Origin of the sequence: Sulfitobacter sp. 15WGC, from assembly GCF_005068605.1 — a bacterium.
Taxonomy (GTDB): Bacteria; Pseudomonadota; Alphaproteobacteria; order Rhodobacterales; family Rhodobacteraceae; genus Sulfitobacter; species Sulfitobacter faviae.
This window is the reverse complement of sequence record NZ_SZNL01000015.1, coordinates 1-15,047: the sequence shown is the minus strand read 5'-3', so window position 1 is coordinate 15,047 and position 15,047 is coordinate 1. Positions and strand designations below refer to the sequence as shown.

Sequence of the window (15,047 nt, the reverse complement as noted above, 5' to 3'; positions counted from 1 at the left end):
CGCGCCATTTTGCACTGCCATATCCATGATCTTGCAGATTTTCTGAGCATGGGTTTCCGAGAGCGAGCCGCCGAAGACGGTGAAATCCTGGCTAAAGACATAGACGAGGCGGCCGTTAATCGTGCCCCAGCCGGTGACCACACCATCGCCCGCGGGCTTTTGATCCTGCATGCCGAAATCGGTGCAGCGGTGGGTGACGAACATGTCGAATTCCTCGAAGGAGCCTTCGTCGAGCAGCAGATCGACGCGCTCCCGCGCGGTGAGCTTGCCACGGCTGTGCTGCGCATCGATCCGTGCCTGACCGCCGCCCAAACGCGCATCTTCGCGACGCCGCTCCAGTTGTTCGAGAATGTCTTTCATGACGCACCCCTATTGTGATTTCGACCAGTCTACCGGATGAGCGCAACTGACCAAAGCGCAATTTTGCAAATTTGCAAAATCAATACAGACACTGCGAAGCAAAATGAAAAGTTGCAAAACAATCTAGTTAACATGGACATTTCCCATGCCCCCGACTACTTGCATTTGCATGAGCGATATCCCCCGGGTCCGGTATTTAGACCGGACGACCCCACCCCATATCTCAACGCTGATCCTGCTGGCCGGGCTTTCGGCCATGGTCATGAACATCTTTCTGCCCAGCCTGCCGAAGATGGCAGAGCATTTCGGCACGGATTATGCGGTGATCCAGCTTTCGGTGCCGCTCTACCTGTTTTTCAGTGGGATACTGCAGATTTTCATCGGGCCGATTTCGGACAACCTCGGGCGGCGGCGGGTGATGCTTTGGGGCTTGGGCATCTTCTTCGTGGCCACGGTGGGCTGCCTGCTGGCGCCGAACATCGCCGTGTTTCTGGTGTTTCGCATGGCGCAGGCTGTGATCGCCACGGGCATGGTGCTGAGCCGTGCGGTGATCCGCGACCTTTATACTCAAGACGAATCCGCCTCCATGATCGGCTATGTCACCATGGGCATGGCGCTGGTGCCGATGATCAGCCCGGCCTTGGGCGGTTTGCTGGAGCAGGGTTTCGGCTGGCAGGCTTCCTTCTGGGCGATGCTGATCCTCGGCGGGTTGGTCTTTTGGGTGGCTTGGGCGGATTTGGGCGAAACCGCCCGGGCCAGCGGCAAATCGCTGCGGCAGCAGTTCGGCGAATACCCCGAGTTGCTCCGCTCGCCGCGGTTTTGGGGCTATGCGCTGGCCACGGGTTTTTGCTCGGGCGCCTTCTTTGCCTATCTCGGCGGCGCGCCCTTCGTGGGCACCGTGGTCTTCGGGATGGAGCCTGCGGTGCTGGGCCTCTATTTCGGCGCGCCCGCAATTGGCTATTTCATCGGCAACTTCGTCACCGCGCGGACGGCGACCCGTTTCGGCGTCAATACGCTGGTGCTTTGGGGCTGCATTTCCAACGCCGTGGGCGGCACGGTGTCGCTGCTGATCTTTCTTGCGGGCTACGGCTCTCCGCTCAGCTTTTTCGGGCTGATGACGCTGGTGGGGCTGGGCAACGGGCTTTGCATCCCCAATGCCACCGCCGGGATGCTGTCGGTGCGCCCGCATTTGGCGGGCACGGCCTCCGGGCTGGGCGGGGCAATCATGATTGTCGGCGGCGCGGCCTTGAGCGCGCTGGCGGGCGCCCTGCTCACCCCTGAAACCGGAGCCTATCCGCTGTTGTGGCTCATGTTGCTGACGGCCATCGCCTCGGTCGCCTCCATCTGGGTGGTGATCCGGCGGGAGAAAGCTTTGGGCCTCTAGGCCCACGCTCCCCGCGCTTGTGGCCCCGGCTTTGCAAAGCTAGGCTGCACCTAACTGCAAAGTTGCAAAGGTGCGCGGATGGCGATCCAGAAACTCTATGCCGGTGTGAAACTGCGTGAGACCCGGACCCGCGCGGGGCTGACGCAGAAAGACTTCGCCGCCCGGCTGGGCGTCTCCTTGCCCTATCTCAACCAGATGGAGAATAACAACCGGCCCGTCAGTACCAATGTCGTGCTCGCTCTGGCGTCGGAGTTCAGGTTGGATGTGACCGAGCTTTCCAGCGGCGATGGGGAGCGGTTGGTCAGCGATCTGCGCGAGGCGCTGGCCGATCCGATTTTCGCCGGAAAGGCACCCCCGGTGGCCGATCTGCGCCTCACCGCCTCCAACGCGCCGGGGCTGGCACATGCCTTTCTCGCGCTGCATCAAAGCTACCGACAGGTGCATGAACGGCTGGCCTCGCTGGACGAAGCCCTGGGGCGTGAAGACGCCCGCGCGATGCCCTCCCCTTGGGAAGAGGTGCGGGATTTCTTTCACTATTGCGACAATTACATCGACGCCGTCGACCGTGCGGCAGAGCATTTCGCGACCCGCGAAGGCAGCGGCAGTGACACGCGGGCGACCGCGGCGCGTGCGCTTGAGAGTGCCGGGGTGCGCGTGGTTTTTGAGGATGACGACCGGCTGCGCGCCTATGATCCCGCCCGCAAGGTACTGCATCTATCGGCCCGTGCGGCGCCTGAGACACAGACCTTTCAGATGTTGCTGCAGGTGGCGCTGACCCAGCAAGACGCGCTGCTGGAGGCGACGCTGGACCTCGCCCGTTTCCACAGCACCGCGGCGCGGGATATCGCAAAGATTGGGCTGGCCAATTACTTCGCCGGGGCGGCTCTGTTGCCCTATGGGCGGTTCTTGCAAAAGGCGCAGGATTGCCGCCATGATCTGGAGGTGCTGGCCGGGCATTTCGGTGCCTCGATCGAGCAGGTGGCGCATCGGCTGTCGACGATGCAGCGGCCCGGTGCGAAGGGAGTGCCCTTTTTCTTCGTCCGGGTTGATCAGGCGGGCACGATCACCAAACGCCATTCCGCGACCCGGCTGCAATTCGCGCGTTTCGGCGGCGCCTGCCCGCTTTGGAACGTCCACCGCGCCTTTGAAACGCCGGGGCGGTTCCTTCGGCAATTGGCCGAGACGCCGGATGGGGTGCGCTATATCAGTTTGGCGCGGGACATCTCGAAACCGGCGGGGCGGTTTGGCGCGCCGGTGCGGCGCTATGCGATCTCACTCGGCTGCGAGGTGCGCCATGCGCCCGCGCTGGTCTACGCCGACGGGATGGACGTCACCCGCAGCGATGCCTTTGAACCAATTGGCATTTCCTGCCGGATTTGCGAGCGCCGGGATTGCCATCAACGCTCCGTTCCGCCGCTAGAGCGGCAGTTGGTGGTCGACCCGCATCTACGCGACACCCTGCCCTACCGGGTGGAGTGATCAGCGCCGCGCACGCCGCCAACCCGCGCCGCGGGCCTCGGCTTCGGAGCAGAACCAACGCTCGCCTTTGCGGGCGCTGATGCGGGTGCGGCTGTAAAATTCCTGCCCCGGCATATGGTAAATCTTGACCCCCTTGGCGCTGATATTGCCTTTGATCTGGCAGCTCCCCTCGGGCCGGGCAGGCTCGGACCCGCTGCGGCGGGTCACGCGGTAGCGGGCGGGGGAAACCGTCTTGAACCCGTGAATCCCACGGCCTGCGACAAAGGCGGCTTTCTCATCCAGATCATAGTCCATCGAATATTTGCGATAGGCAAAGGCCAGCCCGTCACGCACCAGCGCCTGCCCCACGTCAACGTCGCCCACATGGCAGCGGGCGACGATGCGATCATAGCGGTCGCGGTCCAGTGCCTCACAACGCGCGTTGGCCCCTTGGTATCTGTCGCGCACCTCCCTCGTTGTCCAATCTCCGCAGGCCCAAGCCTGCCCGCCCTCTGTCTCGCAGGTCTGGCTGGATTCGAGCGCATCGATACCATGCAAGCGGATGCGCGTACCGCCGAGATCGAAAGTATCCCCGTCGATCACGCGGACCACGCCCGAGACCGTCTGCGCCCCTGCGGGTCCAGTCACGATACTCAGCGTCAAACTGAGGGCGAAAAGTGAACAAATCCTTAACATGAGGCAGGTATGACGCCCTGCCCTGCGGCCTTCAAGACAGGATGTTAAGGCAGGTTAACGATCAACGCTGCGCCACCTGCCAGTTCGGATGCACCCATGGTTCGTCATTCGCGCGCGGCAGCGGATCGCGGCCCAGAAGCAGGTCCGAGACCTTTTCACCGACCATGATCGAGGGCGCATTGAGGTTGCCATTGGTGATCCGCGGGAAGATCGAACTGTCGGCCACGCGTAGCCCCTCGACCCCGATCACCCGCGCTTGCGGGTCGACCACGGCGCCCGGATCGTCCGCCGCCCCCATGCGGCAGGTGCCGCAGGGGTGATAGGCGCTTTCGGCGTGTTCGGCGATGAAAGCGTCAAGCTCCGCGTCCGATTGCAGCGCTTCTCCGGGCTGGATCTCGTGTTTGACGAAGGGCTTGAAGGCATCCTGCGCGAAGATTTCCCGCGTGAGGCGGATACAGGTGCGGAACTCCTCCCAATCGTCGGAATGGGACATGTAGTTGAAACGGATGCGCGGCGCCTCGGCCGGGTCGGCGGAGCGCAGGGTGATCTCGCCCCGCGACTTGGAGCGCATCGGCCCCGTGTGCGCCTGAAAGCCATGCCCCTCGGCCGCCGCCTGCCCGTCGTAGCGCACGGCAATGGGCAGGAAATGGTATTGAATATCAGGGTATTCTACGCCGGGCTTCGAGCGGATGAAGGCCGCGGATTCGAACTGGTTCGAGGCGCCCATGCCGGTCTTGGTAAACAGCCATTGCGCGCCGATGACGGCCTTCGACAAAAGGTTCCAGTGCTTGTAGAGCGTGATCGGCTGGCGCGAGGCCATCTGGATGTAGAGCTCCAGATGGTCCTGCAGGTTCTGACCCACGCCGGGGCGGTCGGCCAGTACCTCGATGCCATGGTCGGCGAGATGCGCGGCAGGGCCGACCCCCGAGAGCATCAGCAGTTTCGGCGAGTTGATCGAGGACGCCGCCAGCACCACTTCGCGGCTGGCACGGATCACCTCCGTCGCGCGGCCACGCTTGACCTCGACACCCACGGCACGCCCCTCTTCGATCACCACGCGCTGCGCCAGCGCACGGATCAGGGTGACATTGCCGGTCTTCTGCGCCGGGCGCAGATAGGCATTGGCCGCCGACCAGCGCCGCCCGTTCCAGACGGTCTGCTCCATCGGGCCGAAACCCTCTTGCTGCTCGCCGTTGTAGTCATGGGTCACCGGGTAGCCCGCCTGCGCCCCGGCTTGCACGAAGGCGTCGAAAAGAGGGTTCTCGCGCGGGCCGCGGCTGACGTGCAGCGGGCCGTCCTTGCCGCGCCATGCCGCATCGCCGCCATGGCCGTTCTCGTGCCATGTCTCCATGCGTTTGTAGTAGGGCAGTACATCCGCGTAGGACCAGCCGCGCGCGCCGGACTCCTCCCAATGGTCGAAATCCTTGGCATGGCCGCGCACGTAGACCATGCCGTTGATCGAGGACGAGCCGCCGATCACCTTGCCGCGCGGGCAGACCAGCTCGCGGTTGTTGAGATGCGGCTCGGGCTCGGATTTATAGCCCCAGTCGTAGCGCGGCATGTTCATCGGATAGCTGAGCGCCGCGGGCATCTGGATGAAAGGCCCGGCGTCGGTGCCACCATGTTCGATGACGATGACCTTGCGACCCGCCTCGGCCAAGCGGTAGGCCATGGCGCAGCCCGCAGAGCCCGCGCCGACGATGACAAATTCAGCTTCCATAGCTCTTCCTTCCGTGATTCCCCGCCGGGTCAAGGATGCGCAGCACCGCGCGTAGGCGCGGCTTGTCCTTGAGGCGGTGGGGAATCGCTCCCCAGAATTGACGAGGTGACTTGAGGATCAGGCTGATCCCTCAAGCACCTCTCAGCAAATTCACCCCTTAGAAGGGCGCCTCGACATCGCCCATGCGCACGTAGACCGACTTCACTTGGCTGTAGTGCTCGATCGCGGCCTTGGCGTTCTCGCGGCCCACGCCCGAGTTCTTCATGCCGCCGAAGGGCGCTTCGACCGGGGCGTCGTTGTAGCTGTTGATGTAGCAGGTCCCGGCCTCGAACCCCGCCGCCACGCGGTGCGCGCGGGCAAGGTCGCGGGTGAAGACACCGGCGGCGAGGCCGAACTCGGTGGCGTTGGCGCGCGCCATGACCTCCGCTTCATCCTCGAAATCCAGCACCGCCATGACCGGGCCGAAGATCTCCTCGCGGGCGATGATCATGTCGTCTTTCACATCGGCGAAGACGGTGGGCTGCATGTAGAACCCCTCGCGCTCGATGCGGCTCCCGCCATAGACCAGCCGCGCGCCCTCGGCCTTGCCCTTCTCAATGTAGTCCAGCGCGATTTGCATCTGCCGCTCGCTGACCATCGGGCCAAAGCTGGTGTCGGGGTCCATCGGGTCACCGATCACGGCCTTGTCCAGCCGCTCGGACAGCCGTGCGAGGAACGCCTCCTTGATGTCGCGGTGCACGAAGACCCGCGTGCCGTTCGAGCAGATCTGGCCGGAGCTGTAGAAGTTGCCGAGGATCGCGCCGCCGACGGCATTGTCGATATCCGCATCCTCGAAGACGATCAGGGGCGACTTGCCGCCAAGCTCCATCGTCACATGCTTGATGCCTTCGGCAGCGGCGGCATAGACCTTGCGCCCCGTGGGCACCGAGCCGGTGAGCGAGACCTTGTCGACGCGGGCATCGGTGACCAGCGACTGGCCGACCTCGCCCATGCCCTGCACCACGTTGAAGAGCCCCGCCGGCAGCCCGGCTCCAATCAAGATTTCGGCCACTTTCAGCGCGCAGAGCGGCGTGGTCTCGGACGGTTTGAAGATCATCGCATTGCCGCAGGCCAGCGCGGGAGCGGCCTTCCAGCAGGCGATCTGCGTGGGGTAGTTCCACGCGCCGATGCCGACACAGACGCCCAAGGGCTCGCGCCGGGTGTAGACCCAGTCTTCGCCAAGCTGGATATGCTCGCCGGTCAGGCTGCCGGCGAGGCCGCCGAAATACTCCAGCGCGTCCGCGCCGCTGGTGGCATCGGCGACGGAGGTCTCCTGATAGGGTTTGCCGGTGTCTTGGGTTTCCAGCACCGAAAGGTCGTGGTTGCGGTCGCGGATCATGTCGGCGGCGCGGCGCAGGATACGGCCCCGCTCGGTGCCGCTCATCGCGCCCCATGCGGCCTGCGCGCGGCGGGCCGAGGCGATGGCCTGCTCCACGATCTGAGGCGTGGCGGCATAGACCGTCGCGATCTTTTCGCCCGTGGCGGGATAGATCACCGGGATCGGCGTGCCATTGGTGTCTTCGACATAGGCGCCGTCGATAAAGTGGCTGGCGGTGGGTTGGGGATCATAGGACATCAAAGGGACTTTCTTGCCTGAGGCGAGGAGTGTTCAGAGAGGCGGAGCGCGGCGGTGCCGCCCGTCTCCGCGGTGTTCAACGGCCAGCTTTGAGCAGCAGGTCGAGCGTATAGAGCGCGCGGGTCATGGCCTCTGCCGCGCTGACGCCATCCGACAGCGCCGCGCGCAGGTAAAGCCCATCGATCAGGGCCGCCAGAGTGTCGGCATCGCCTTCGGGCTGGGGGCTGATCGGGCGCAGCGCATGGGTGAGGTTGGACCGCAACCGGCTTTGATAGGCCGTCAGCAGCCGCCGGGTTTCGGGGTTGGTGCGGGCATGGGCGTAGAGTGTCATCCACGCGCTGATCGTGCCGGGGTGAAAGCCGGTGTCGTCGAAACTTGCCACGATGATCGCCGCCGCGCGGTCATGCGGCGTGCGGGCCGTGGCCAAACGTTCGCGGACCCCGGCGGCATATTCCGACAAGATGTGCCGCATCGCCGCCAGAAAGATCTGGTTCTTACCGCCGAAGTAATGATGCGCCAGCGCGCTCGACATGCCTGCCCGCTTGGCGATCTGGCTCACCGTCACATCCAGCGACTGGGCCTCGCCAATCTCGGCGATGGTGGCTTTGACCAGCGCAGAGCGACGAATGGGTTCCATTCCGACTTTGGGCATTGGATTCGGATCCTTGGGGCAGTGTTGACCGCCTCAGGATAGGGGAATCTTTATTGACTCGTCAATCAAGTACCGCCCGGCTGGGCGAAAGGTCAGAATTTCGTCGCATGCGAGGGGGGCGTAACCTGCCGTTTCAGCATCGCTTCACGCCATGTGATAAAGGTGACCGAGCCCAAGATCACCGCCCCGCCCAGCACGACCCAGAGGTCCACCGGCTCGGCAAAGACCACCACGCCGAGGATCGTTGCCCAGACCAATTGCAGGAAAGTGACCGGCTGCGTCACCGTCACCGGGGCGGCGGCAAAGGCCAGCGTCATGGTGAAATGACCCGCCGTCGCGAAAAAGGCGACCCCGGCAAGGATCAACAGTTCCTGCGGTGTCGGCGTGATCCAGACGGCGAAGGCAAAGGGCGCCAGCCCGATGGTCACAAAGATCGACAGCATCGTCACGATCATCACCGGGCGCGCCTCATCCGCCAGCACCTTGGCCAAGAGGTAGGATCCGGCAAAGACCACCGCCGCCAGCAACATCGCCAAATGCCCGGTAGAGACTTCGCGAAAACCGGGCCGCAGGATGATCGCCGCCCCCGCCAGCCCCAGACAGACCGCCACGATGCGCCGCGCGGCCAGCTTCTCTCCCAGAAAGATCGCAGCACCCACGGTGACATAGATCGGCGCGAGGTAGTTCATCGCGGTCACCTCGGCGATGGGCAGGCGGGTCATGGCGTAGAACCACAGGATCACCCCGCCTGCGTGGCACAGGCCCCGCATGCCGAACAGCCCCCATTGCCGCCGGCTCACCGGTGTGGCCAGCAGCGACCGCAGGACCGGCAGGACAAAGACCAACCCCATGGCGTAGCGCAGGAAAGCGGCCTCTGCCGAAGGCAGCCGCGGCCCCATGTATTTCACCAGCGCGGTCACGCCTATGAAACAGGCCCCCGTCACCAACATCCAAAAGACCCCGACAAGCGGGCGGTTGGGCGGAGCGGGGATGTCGGGGGTGGTGGCGGGAGAGTGTGTCATGCCGCGACCCTTTCCCAAAGCGCTGCCAAGGGCAAGATGGACGCGGCATTTTTATTCACATCGCAAGCAATTTGATGGCAATCGCCCACATGGTCACGGCGATGATGGCGTCCAAGACCTGCCAACTGCGCGGTCTGGCAAAGAGCGGCGCCAGCAGCCGCGCGCCATAGCCCAGTGAGAAGAAGAAGACGAAGCTTGCCAGCACCGCCCCGATGCCAAAGCTGAGCCGGTCCGGATATTGCGCCGAGATTGAGCCGAGCAGCACCAAGGTGTCGAGGTAGACATGCGGGTTCAGCCACGTCAGCGCCAGCAGCGTCAGGATCGCCTTGCGCAGGCTGCGGGTGGATTGCCCCTCGACCTCCAGCGCCTCCCCGCCCTGCCATGCGGAAACCGCGTTGCGCCAGCCGTACCACAGCAGGAAGGCCGCGCCGCCATAGCGCATCAGCGGTCCGAACCACGGGGCCGCCTCGGCCAGCGCGCCAAAACCCGCGACCCCCGACATGATCAACACCGCATCCGAGGCAGCGCAGACCAGCACCACCGGCAGCACATGTTCGCGGCGCAGCCCTTGGCGCAAGACAAAGGCATTCTGCGCCCCGATGGCCATGATGAGGGTGAGGCTGAGGGCGAAGCCGGGAAGGAGTGAGGTGAACATTAAAGGCGTCCTATAACATGGGTTGCCTTTGCCTAACCCGGAGGTTCAGATTACTCAAATTTAATAGTCCACATCAGGATTAGCAAATCTTATGCAGCTCGACAGCGCGCAGCTAACCGCATTGGCCCATATCCTGCGGCTCGGCAGTTTTGATGCCGCGGCGGCGGTGCTGGGGGTGACCCCCTCGGCAATCTCGCAACGGGTGAAGGCGCTGGAGGATCGTGTGGGGGCCACCCTCGTTCTGCGCGGCCAGCCCTGCACCGGCACGCCCATGGGCCAGCGTCTTGCCAAACATGCGGAAGATGTGGCCCTGCTCGAAGCGCAGGCGCTTGGCGCGGGCGATGCCACTGCCCCGCCCCGGCTGCGCCTTGCGGTGCCTGCGGATGTCTTGGCCACATGGCTGATCCCGGCGCTGGCGCAGGTGCCCGACATGCTTTTCGATCTGATGATCGACGACCAAGACACCTCTGCCGATTGGCTGCGTCGGGGGGAGGTCAGCGCGGCGGTGACGGGGCAAGCCCGCGCGGCACCGGGCTGCGACGTGCTGCCCTTGGGGGCGCTGCGCTACCATGCCACTGCCAGCCCCGCTTATCGCGAGACGTGGTTTGCCGAAGGCGTCACGACCGAGGCACTGGCCCGCGCGCCGATGCTCACCTTCGATCATAAGGATCAACTGCAAGGGCGATGGTTGATGCGAAAGACCGGGCAACGGCTGACCCCGCCAAGCCACCATCTGCCCTCAAGCCACGGCTTTGTCGCAGCAGCGCGGCAAGGGCTGGGCTGGGGGATGAACCCCACACCGCTGGTGGCCGAGGATATGGCGGCGGGGCGGCTCGTGTCACTGGACGAGGCGCTGCCGCTGGACGTGCCGCTTTACTGGCAGGTGGCGCGGATCATGGCGCCCGCGCTGGCCCCGCTCACCGCCGCCATAAGGGCCGCGGCGCGCGAGGCGCTGGTGCAAATGCCGCGTTAAAGCTGCGACATAACCTCGTCGGAGGCCTCGAAATTGGTGGTGACGCGCTGCACGTCGTCATCCTCCTCAAGCGCATCGATCAGCTTCATCAGCTTTTCCATGTTCTCGAGATCCATCTCGGTGGTGGTGGTCGGACGCCAGATCAGCTTGGTCGATTCCGACTCGCCCAATTCGGCCTCAAGCGCGGTCGACACATCGTTGAGATCGGTGTCGGCGCAATAGACCACGTGACCGTCCTCGGAGCTTTCCACGTCTTCAGCGCCCGCTTCGATCGCGGCCATCATCACGGTGTCGGCGTCGCCCACGGAAGCCGGGTAGATCACCTCGCCCTTGCGCTCAAACATGAAGCCGACCGAACCGGTCTCGCCCAGATTGCCGCCGTTCTTGGTGAAGGTCGAGCGCACGGTCGAAGCGGTGCGGTTGCGGTTGTCGGTCATCGCCTCGACGATCACGGCCACGCCATTGGGGCCATAGCCCTCATAGCGGATTTCTTCGTAATCTTCGCCCTCACCGCCCACGGCCTTCTTGATGGCGCGTTCGATGTTGTCCTTGGGCATGGACTGGCCCTTGGCCTCTTTCACCGCCAGACGAAGACGCGGGTTCTTGTCCGGGTCGGGGTCGCCCATCTTGGCCGCGATGGTGATTTCCTTGGAGAGTTTGGAAAACACCTTGGCGCGCAGCTTGTCCTGACGGCCCTTGCGATGCTGGATGTTTGCCCATTTGGAGTGACCGGCCATGAATACCTCGTTCTGGCAATGCGTTTGCGCCACTCTATATGCCAGCATCACCGCTGGAACAAGCCACCCGGCCTGTGCTTACCTTTCCGCCGATGGGGCAACCACGTTAGACCGGATATATGACCACTGATCAGATCATCCTTTTCACCCTCTTCGGCGCGGTCTTTGCTCTGCTGCTCTGGGGGCGGTTTCGCTATGACATCGTGGCCTTCGGGGCGCTGATGCTCGGCGTGGTGCTGGGGGTGGTGCCCACGGAAAACGCCTTTGACGGTTTCGGCCATCCGGCCACCCTGATCGTGGCGCTGGTCTTGGTGGTTTCGGCTGGGTTGGTCCGTTCGGGCGCGGTGATGCTGATCACCCGCACATTGGTCGACAGTTCGCGCAGCTTGGGCGCGCATATCACCATGATGGGCGCCGTGGGCGGGGTGCTGTCGGCCTTTATGAACAACGTCGCCGCCTTGGCCCTGCTGATGCCGGTCGACATCCAGACCGCACGCAAGGCAGGCCGCGCGCCGGGGCTGAGCCTGATGCCACTCAGTTTCGCCACCATCCTTGGCGGCATGGCCACGCTGATCGGCACGCCGCCCAATATCATCATCGCCTCCATCCGGCAGGAATCCTTGGGCGCGCCTTTCAAGATGTTCGACTTCGCCCCCGTCGGCGGGTTGGCCGCCATTGCGGGGCTGATCTTTGTCGCGCTGATCGGCTGGCGGCTGATCCCCGCCCGCGAAGACGCCATGATCGAGGCCGAGGACATCGCTCAATATATCGCCGAGCTGACCGTGCCCGAGGGCAACAAACAGATCGGCAAACGGCTGGCCGAGTTGCAAGAAGAGGCGCATCGCGCCGATGTGGCGATCTTGGGGCTGATGCGCGACGGCAAGCGGCGCTATGGCACGGCGCGCAACGTGGTGCTGCAAGCCGGAGATGCGATCGTGCTCGAAGCCACGCCCGACGCGCTGGACGAATTTCGCAGCACGCTCAACCTCGCGCTGGCTGACCGGGATCGCGAAGACCTGCTGCTGGCCGATGGTGACGGGGTCGAGATTGTCGAGGTCGTGGTGACCGATGGCTCGCGGCTCAACGGGCGCACGGCGCAGGCGGTGGGCCTGTCGTGGCGGCAGCGCACGGTGCTGCTGGGCCTGTCGCGACAGGGCCGCAAGATCACCTCGCAACTGCGCACGACTGAGCTGAAACCGGGGGACATCCTGTTGCTGCTGGTCCCGCGCGACACGGTGGCCCATGTCACCGACTGGCTGGGCGTGCTGCCGCTGGCCGACCGGGGTCTTGCGGTGACGCAAGACAGCAAGACTTGGCTTGCCATCGCGATGTTCGCGGGGGCCGTGGCGGCGGCCTCCTTCGGGCTGATTTACCTGCCCATCGCGCTTGGCATCGTGGTGGTCGGCTATGTGCTGGCCAAGATCGTGCCGCTGTCGGAACTCTACACCCATATCGAATGGCCGGTCATCGTTCTGTTAGGCTCCATGATTCCGCTCGGCGCGGCGCTAGAGACTTCGGGCGGGACCGAATTGATCGCGGGCGCGCTGGTGGGGCTGACCGAGGGGCTGCCCGCTTGGGTGGTCCTCACGGTGCTGATGGTGGTGACCATGTCGCTGTCGGATGTGCTCAACAACACGGCGACGACCATCGTCGCGGCCCCCGTGGGCATCCAGATGGCGCAGTCGCTCGGCGTCTCCCCTGACCCGTTTTTGATGGCGGTGGCGGTGGCGGCCTCTTCGGCTTTCCTGACGCCGATCGGGCATAAGAACAACACGCTGATCCTCGGCCCCGGCGGCTATTCCTTTGGCGACTATTGGCGCATGGGGCTGCCGCTGGAGATCATCGTCGTCGCCGTGTCGATCCCCGCGATCCTGTTCTTCTGGCCGCTTTAATCGCCGCCCCCGCGCGTCGGACTTGCCAGAGCATATTTGCCGCCCCTAGGCTGAAGATCAGCTTTGGGGGGACAAATGGACATTCTGATCAACGTCGTACTGCCGCTGTCATTGGCGATCATCATGCTGTCGCTGGGGGTGGGCCTCACGGTCCCAGACTTCACCCGCGTGGCGAAATACCCGCGCGCCTTTGCCTTGGGCGCGCTTTGCCAAGTGGTGTTGGTGCCCGCTGCCGCATGGGCGGTGGCCATGGCCTTCGGCCTGCGCGGAGAACTGGCCGTCGGGCTGATGATCCTCTCATTCTGCCCGGGCGGCGTGACCTCGAATATGATCAGCAAATTCGCGCGGGGCGATGTGGCGCTTTCGGTGACTTTGACGGCAGTGGTCTCGCTTCTGAGCATCCTGACCGTGCCGGTCTTCACCGCCATCGCCGTGCGGCACTTCATGGGCGATGCCGCGCCGGATGTTTCGGTCGCGGCGCTGGCGGTGGCGATGTTCGTGATCACCACCCTGCCCGTGGCGCTTGGGCTTGCCCTGCGCCACCTCGCCCCCGGCTTTGCCGCGCGGATCGAGCCGGGCCTCTCCGCCCTCGCCGCGCTGCTCTTTGTGCTGATTGTCCTCGCCGCATTGGCCGGGAATTGGAGCGTTTTCACCGAGAATCTCGCCCGGCTTGGTCCCGCGCTCATCAGCATGAACGCGGCGCTGATGTTGCTGGGGCTGGGCATTGCCGCAGCGGCTGGTCTGGCGTGGCAGACGCGCAAGACGATCTCGATCGAAGTGGGCATCCAGAACGCGACGCTCGGCATCACCCTCGCCGGGTTGATCTCAGGCCAAGCGTCGGGGTTCAGCGCCTATGCTCTGCCCTCGGCGGTCTATGGCATCACGATGTATCTGGTGGCCCTGCCCTTCGTCCTTTGGATGCGCGGGCGCTGAGGGCGACGCCCGCCAAGCAAAAGGCGCGCCCCGAGGGACGCGCCTTTAGTTTTTATATTGACGGCCCCTTAGGCCATGTCGAAGGCGTCATCCTCGCAGGTGTCGCCCCCTTCGTCTTCTTCCTCCGGCACGGAGGTGAGGGTCAGCGCGTCCATGAGGGCGCTCGCGGGGTCGGAGGTATCGGCCTCGGGGTCCTCCATGTCAGGGTCGACCATACCGGACACCTCAAGCACCTCGCCGCCGCTCTCATCCGAGTCCACCACAACCCGCATGCCGCTCAGATCGATATCTTCGAAAGACAGCGAGCCGGGATAGGTCCATAGGGTGAAGTTCGTGCTTGTGACCTCATCATCGGAACTGTCAGCGGTCGTGCCGAACTGCAGACCCACATCGAAGCTGCCCCCCGCTTGAGGACCACCCACGAAACCGTCGACACCGTCATCCACGGCCTTCACATCCGTCAGGTGATAGCCTTCGGCGTTCACATCAGGGAAGAAGTTCAGTTCTTCGATTGCGCTGCCATCAGTCACATTGAAGAAAAGCCCGTTGATGTCAGCGTGGGATTCCGCTTCGGGATCAGTGGGCGAAAGGTTGAAGTGCAACTGCCCCTCCGGCGTTTCCGTGACGGCGATTGTGATCTCCCCACTCTCTCCCATCAGGAAATTAAGAACGGACTTATCGTCGCCACCGGTATGCCCCCCTTGCGTACCACCCGAGCCAGACCCCTTAGTGCCGCAAGAGCCGGAGCCTTTTGTGCCGCCAGAGCCGGAACCTTTGGTGCCGCCAGAGCCGGAGCCCTTGGTACCGCCAGAACCAGAGCCCTTGGTGCCACCAGAACCGGAACCCTTCGTACCGCCAGAGCCGGAACCCTTCGTTCCACCTGAGCCGGAGCCCTTCGTGCCGCCGGAGCCGGAGCCCTTCGTACCGCCAGAGCCGAGCCTCCGTGCCAC

At 64.2% G+C, this 15,047-nt stretch carries 14 protein-coding genes; 5 read left to right on the top strand and 9 right to left on the bottom strand.

The window, feature by feature from the left end; translation table 11 throughout:
- Window positions 1-360: carboxyl transferase domain-containing protein (locus FCK22_RS13145; protein ID WP_282705407.1), on the bottom strand; the 360-nt coding region annotated here is incomplete at its 3' end.
- 169 nt (window positions 361-529) lie between these two features.
- Between FCK22_RS13145 and FCK22_RS13140 the strand changes: the two genes are divergently transcribed.
- The gene (locus tag FCK22_RS13140; protein WP_067261651.1) at window positions 530-1,744 is read left to right on the top strand and encodes a multidrug effflux MFS transporter; all 1,215 of its coding nucleotides are present in this window, start codon (window positions 530-532) and stop codon (window positions 1,742-1,744) included.
- A gap of 78 nt (window positions 1,745-1,822) precedes the next feature.
- Window positions 1,823-3,223, top strand: coding sequence for a helix-turn-helix transcriptional regulator (locus FCK22_RS13135; protein ID WP_067261653.1), 1,401 nt, complete (start codon window positions 1,823-1,825; stop codon window positions 3,221-3,223).
- Here FCK22_RS13135 and FCK22_RS13130 read toward each other — a convergent pair whose 3' ends face one another.
- The 6 genes from FCK22_RS13130 to FCK22_RS13105 form a co-directional block, all read right to left on the bottom strand.
- Window positions 3,224-3,898: a thermonuclease family protein gene (locus FCK22_RS13130; RefSeq protein ID WP_067261654.1), complete on the bottom strand. Its 675-nt coding sequence runs from the start codon at window positions 3,896-3,898 to the stop codon at window positions 3,224-3,226.
- 61 nt (window positions 3,899-3,959) lie between these two features.
- A complete protein-coding gene (gene betA, locus FCK22_RS13125) occupies window positions 3,960-5,618 on the bottom strand; it encodes a choline dehydrogenase (protein WP_067261655.1) in 1,659 nt (552 codons plus the stop codon).
- 157 nt (window positions 5,619-5,775) lie between these two features.
- The gene (gene betB / locus FCK22_RS13120) at window positions 5,776-7,233 is read right to left on the bottom strand and encodes a betaine-aldehyde dehydrogenase (RefSeq protein WP_136720480.1); all 1,458 of its coding nucleotides are present in this window, start codon (window positions 7,231-7,233) and stop codon (window positions 5,776-5,778) included.
- Between the two features lie 76 nt (window positions 7,234-7,309).
- Window positions 7,310-7,885, bottom strand: a complete 576-nt coding sequence (betI, locus tag FCK22_RS13115) for a transcriptional regulator BetI (protein ID WP_067263489.1) — start codon at window positions 7,883-7,885, stop codon at window positions 7,310-7,312.
- A 92-nt stretch (window positions 7,886-7,977) separates the two neighbouring features.
- On the bottom strand, window positions 7,978-8,907 hold the full coding sequence (locus tag FCK22_RS13110) for a DMT family transporter (protein WP_136720479.1): 930 nt from the start codon (window positions 8,905-8,907) through the stop codon (window positions 7,978-7,980).
- Window positions 8,908-8,962: 55 nt separating this feature from the next.
- Window positions 8,963-9,562 carry a LysE/ArgO family amino acid transporter gene (locus FCK22_RS13105; RefSeq protein ID WP_067263799.1) on the bottom strand — a complete coding sequence of 200 codons (600 nt, stop codon included), beginning with the start codon at window positions 9,560-9,562 and terminating at the stop codon, window positions 8,963-8,965.
- Between the two features lie 91 nt (window positions 9,563-9,653).
- On the opposite strand from FCK22_RS13105, the gene FCK22_RS13100 reads away from it, so the two are divergent.
- The gene (locus tag FCK22_RS13100; RefSeq protein ID WP_067263800.1) at window positions 9,654-10,535 is read left to right on the top strand and encodes a LysR family transcriptional regulator ArgP; all 882 of its coding nucleotides are present in this window, start codon (window positions 9,654-9,656) and stop codon (window positions 10,533-10,535) included.
- On the opposite strand, the gene FCK22_RS13095 is transcribed toward FCK22_RS13100, so the two are convergent.
- On the bottom strand, window positions 10,532-11,272 hold the full coding sequence (locus FCK22_RS13095) for a YebC/PmpR family DNA-binding transcriptional regulator (protein ID WP_067263809.1): 741 nt from the start codon (window positions 11,270-11,272) through the stop codon (window positions 10,532-10,534). The genes FCK22_RS13100 and FCK22_RS13095 overlap by 4 nt on opposite strands.
- Window positions 11,273-11,391: 119 nt before the next feature.
- Here FCK22_RS13095 and FCK22_RS13090 point away from each other — a divergent pair, with 119 nt between their 5' ends.
- The gene (locus FCK22_RS13090) at window positions 11,392-13,164 is read left to right on the top strand and encodes an SLC13 family permease (protein WP_067263803.1); all 1,773 of its coding nucleotides are present in this window, start codon (window positions 11,392-11,394) and stop codon (window positions 13,162-13,164) included.
- A 75-nt stretch (window positions 13,165-13,239) separates the two neighbouring features.
- Window positions 13,240-14,097: a bile acid:sodium symporter gene (locus tag FCK22_RS13085; RefSeq protein WP_067263805.1), complete on the top strand. Its 858-nt coding sequence runs from the start codon at window positions 13,240-13,242 to the stop codon at window positions 14,095-14,097.
- A gap of 68 nt (window positions 14,098-14,165) precedes the next feature.
- Here FCK22_RS13085 and FCK22_RS13080 read toward each other — a convergent pair.
- On the bottom strand, window positions 14,166-15,047 hold an 882-nt coding region (locus FCK22_RS13080), incomplete at its 5' end, for a hypothetical protein (RefSeq protein ID WP_211243567.1).

Coding starts and splice junctions, on each gene's coding strand:
- FCK22_RS13140 (WP_067261651.1), top strand. CDS start 530: ATGAGCGATATCCCCCGGGTCCGGTATTTAGACCGGACGACCCCACCC.
- FCK22_RS13135 (WP_067261653.1), top strand. CDS start 1,823: ATGGCGATCCAGAAACTCTATGCCGGTGTGAAACTGCGTGAGACCCGG.
- FCK22_RS13130 (WP_067261654.1), bottom strand. CDS start 3,898: ATGTTAAGGATTTGTTCACTTTTCGCCCTCAGTTTGACGCTGAGTATC.
- betA (WP_067261655.1), bottom strand. CDS start 5,618: ATGGAAGCTGAATTTGTCATCGTCGGCGCGGGCTCTGCGGGCTGCGCC.
- betB (WP_136720480.1), bottom strand. CDS start 7,233: ATGTCCTATGATCCCCAACCCACCGCCAGCCACTTTATCGACGGCGCC.
- betI (WP_067263489.1), bottom strand. CDS start 7,885: ATGCCCAAAGTCGGAATGGAACCCATTCGTCGCTCTGCGCTGGTCAAA.
- FCK22_RS13110 (WP_136720479.1), bottom strand. CDS start 8,907: ATGACACACTCTCCCGCCACCACCCCCGACATCCCCGCTCCGCCCAAC.
- FCK22_RS13105 (WP_067263799.1), bottom strand. CDS start 9,562: ATGTTCACCTCACTCCTTCCCGGCTTCGCCCTCAGCCTCACCCTCATC.
- FCK22_RS13100 (WP_067263800.1), top strand. CDS start 9,654: ATGCAGCTCGACAGCGCGCAGCTAACCGCATTGGCCCATATCCTGCGG.
- FCK22_RS13095 (WP_067263809.1), bottom strand. CDS start 11,272: ATGGCCGGTCACTCCAAATGGGCAAACATCCAGCATCGCAAGGGCCGT.
- FCK22_RS13090 (WP_067263803.1), top strand. CDS start 11,392: ATGACCACTGATCAGATCATCCTTTTCACCCTCTTCGGCGCGGTCTTT.
- FCK22_RS13085 (WP_067263805.1), top strand. CDS start 13,240: ATGGACATTCTGATCAACGTCGTACTGCCGCTGTCATTGGCGATCATC.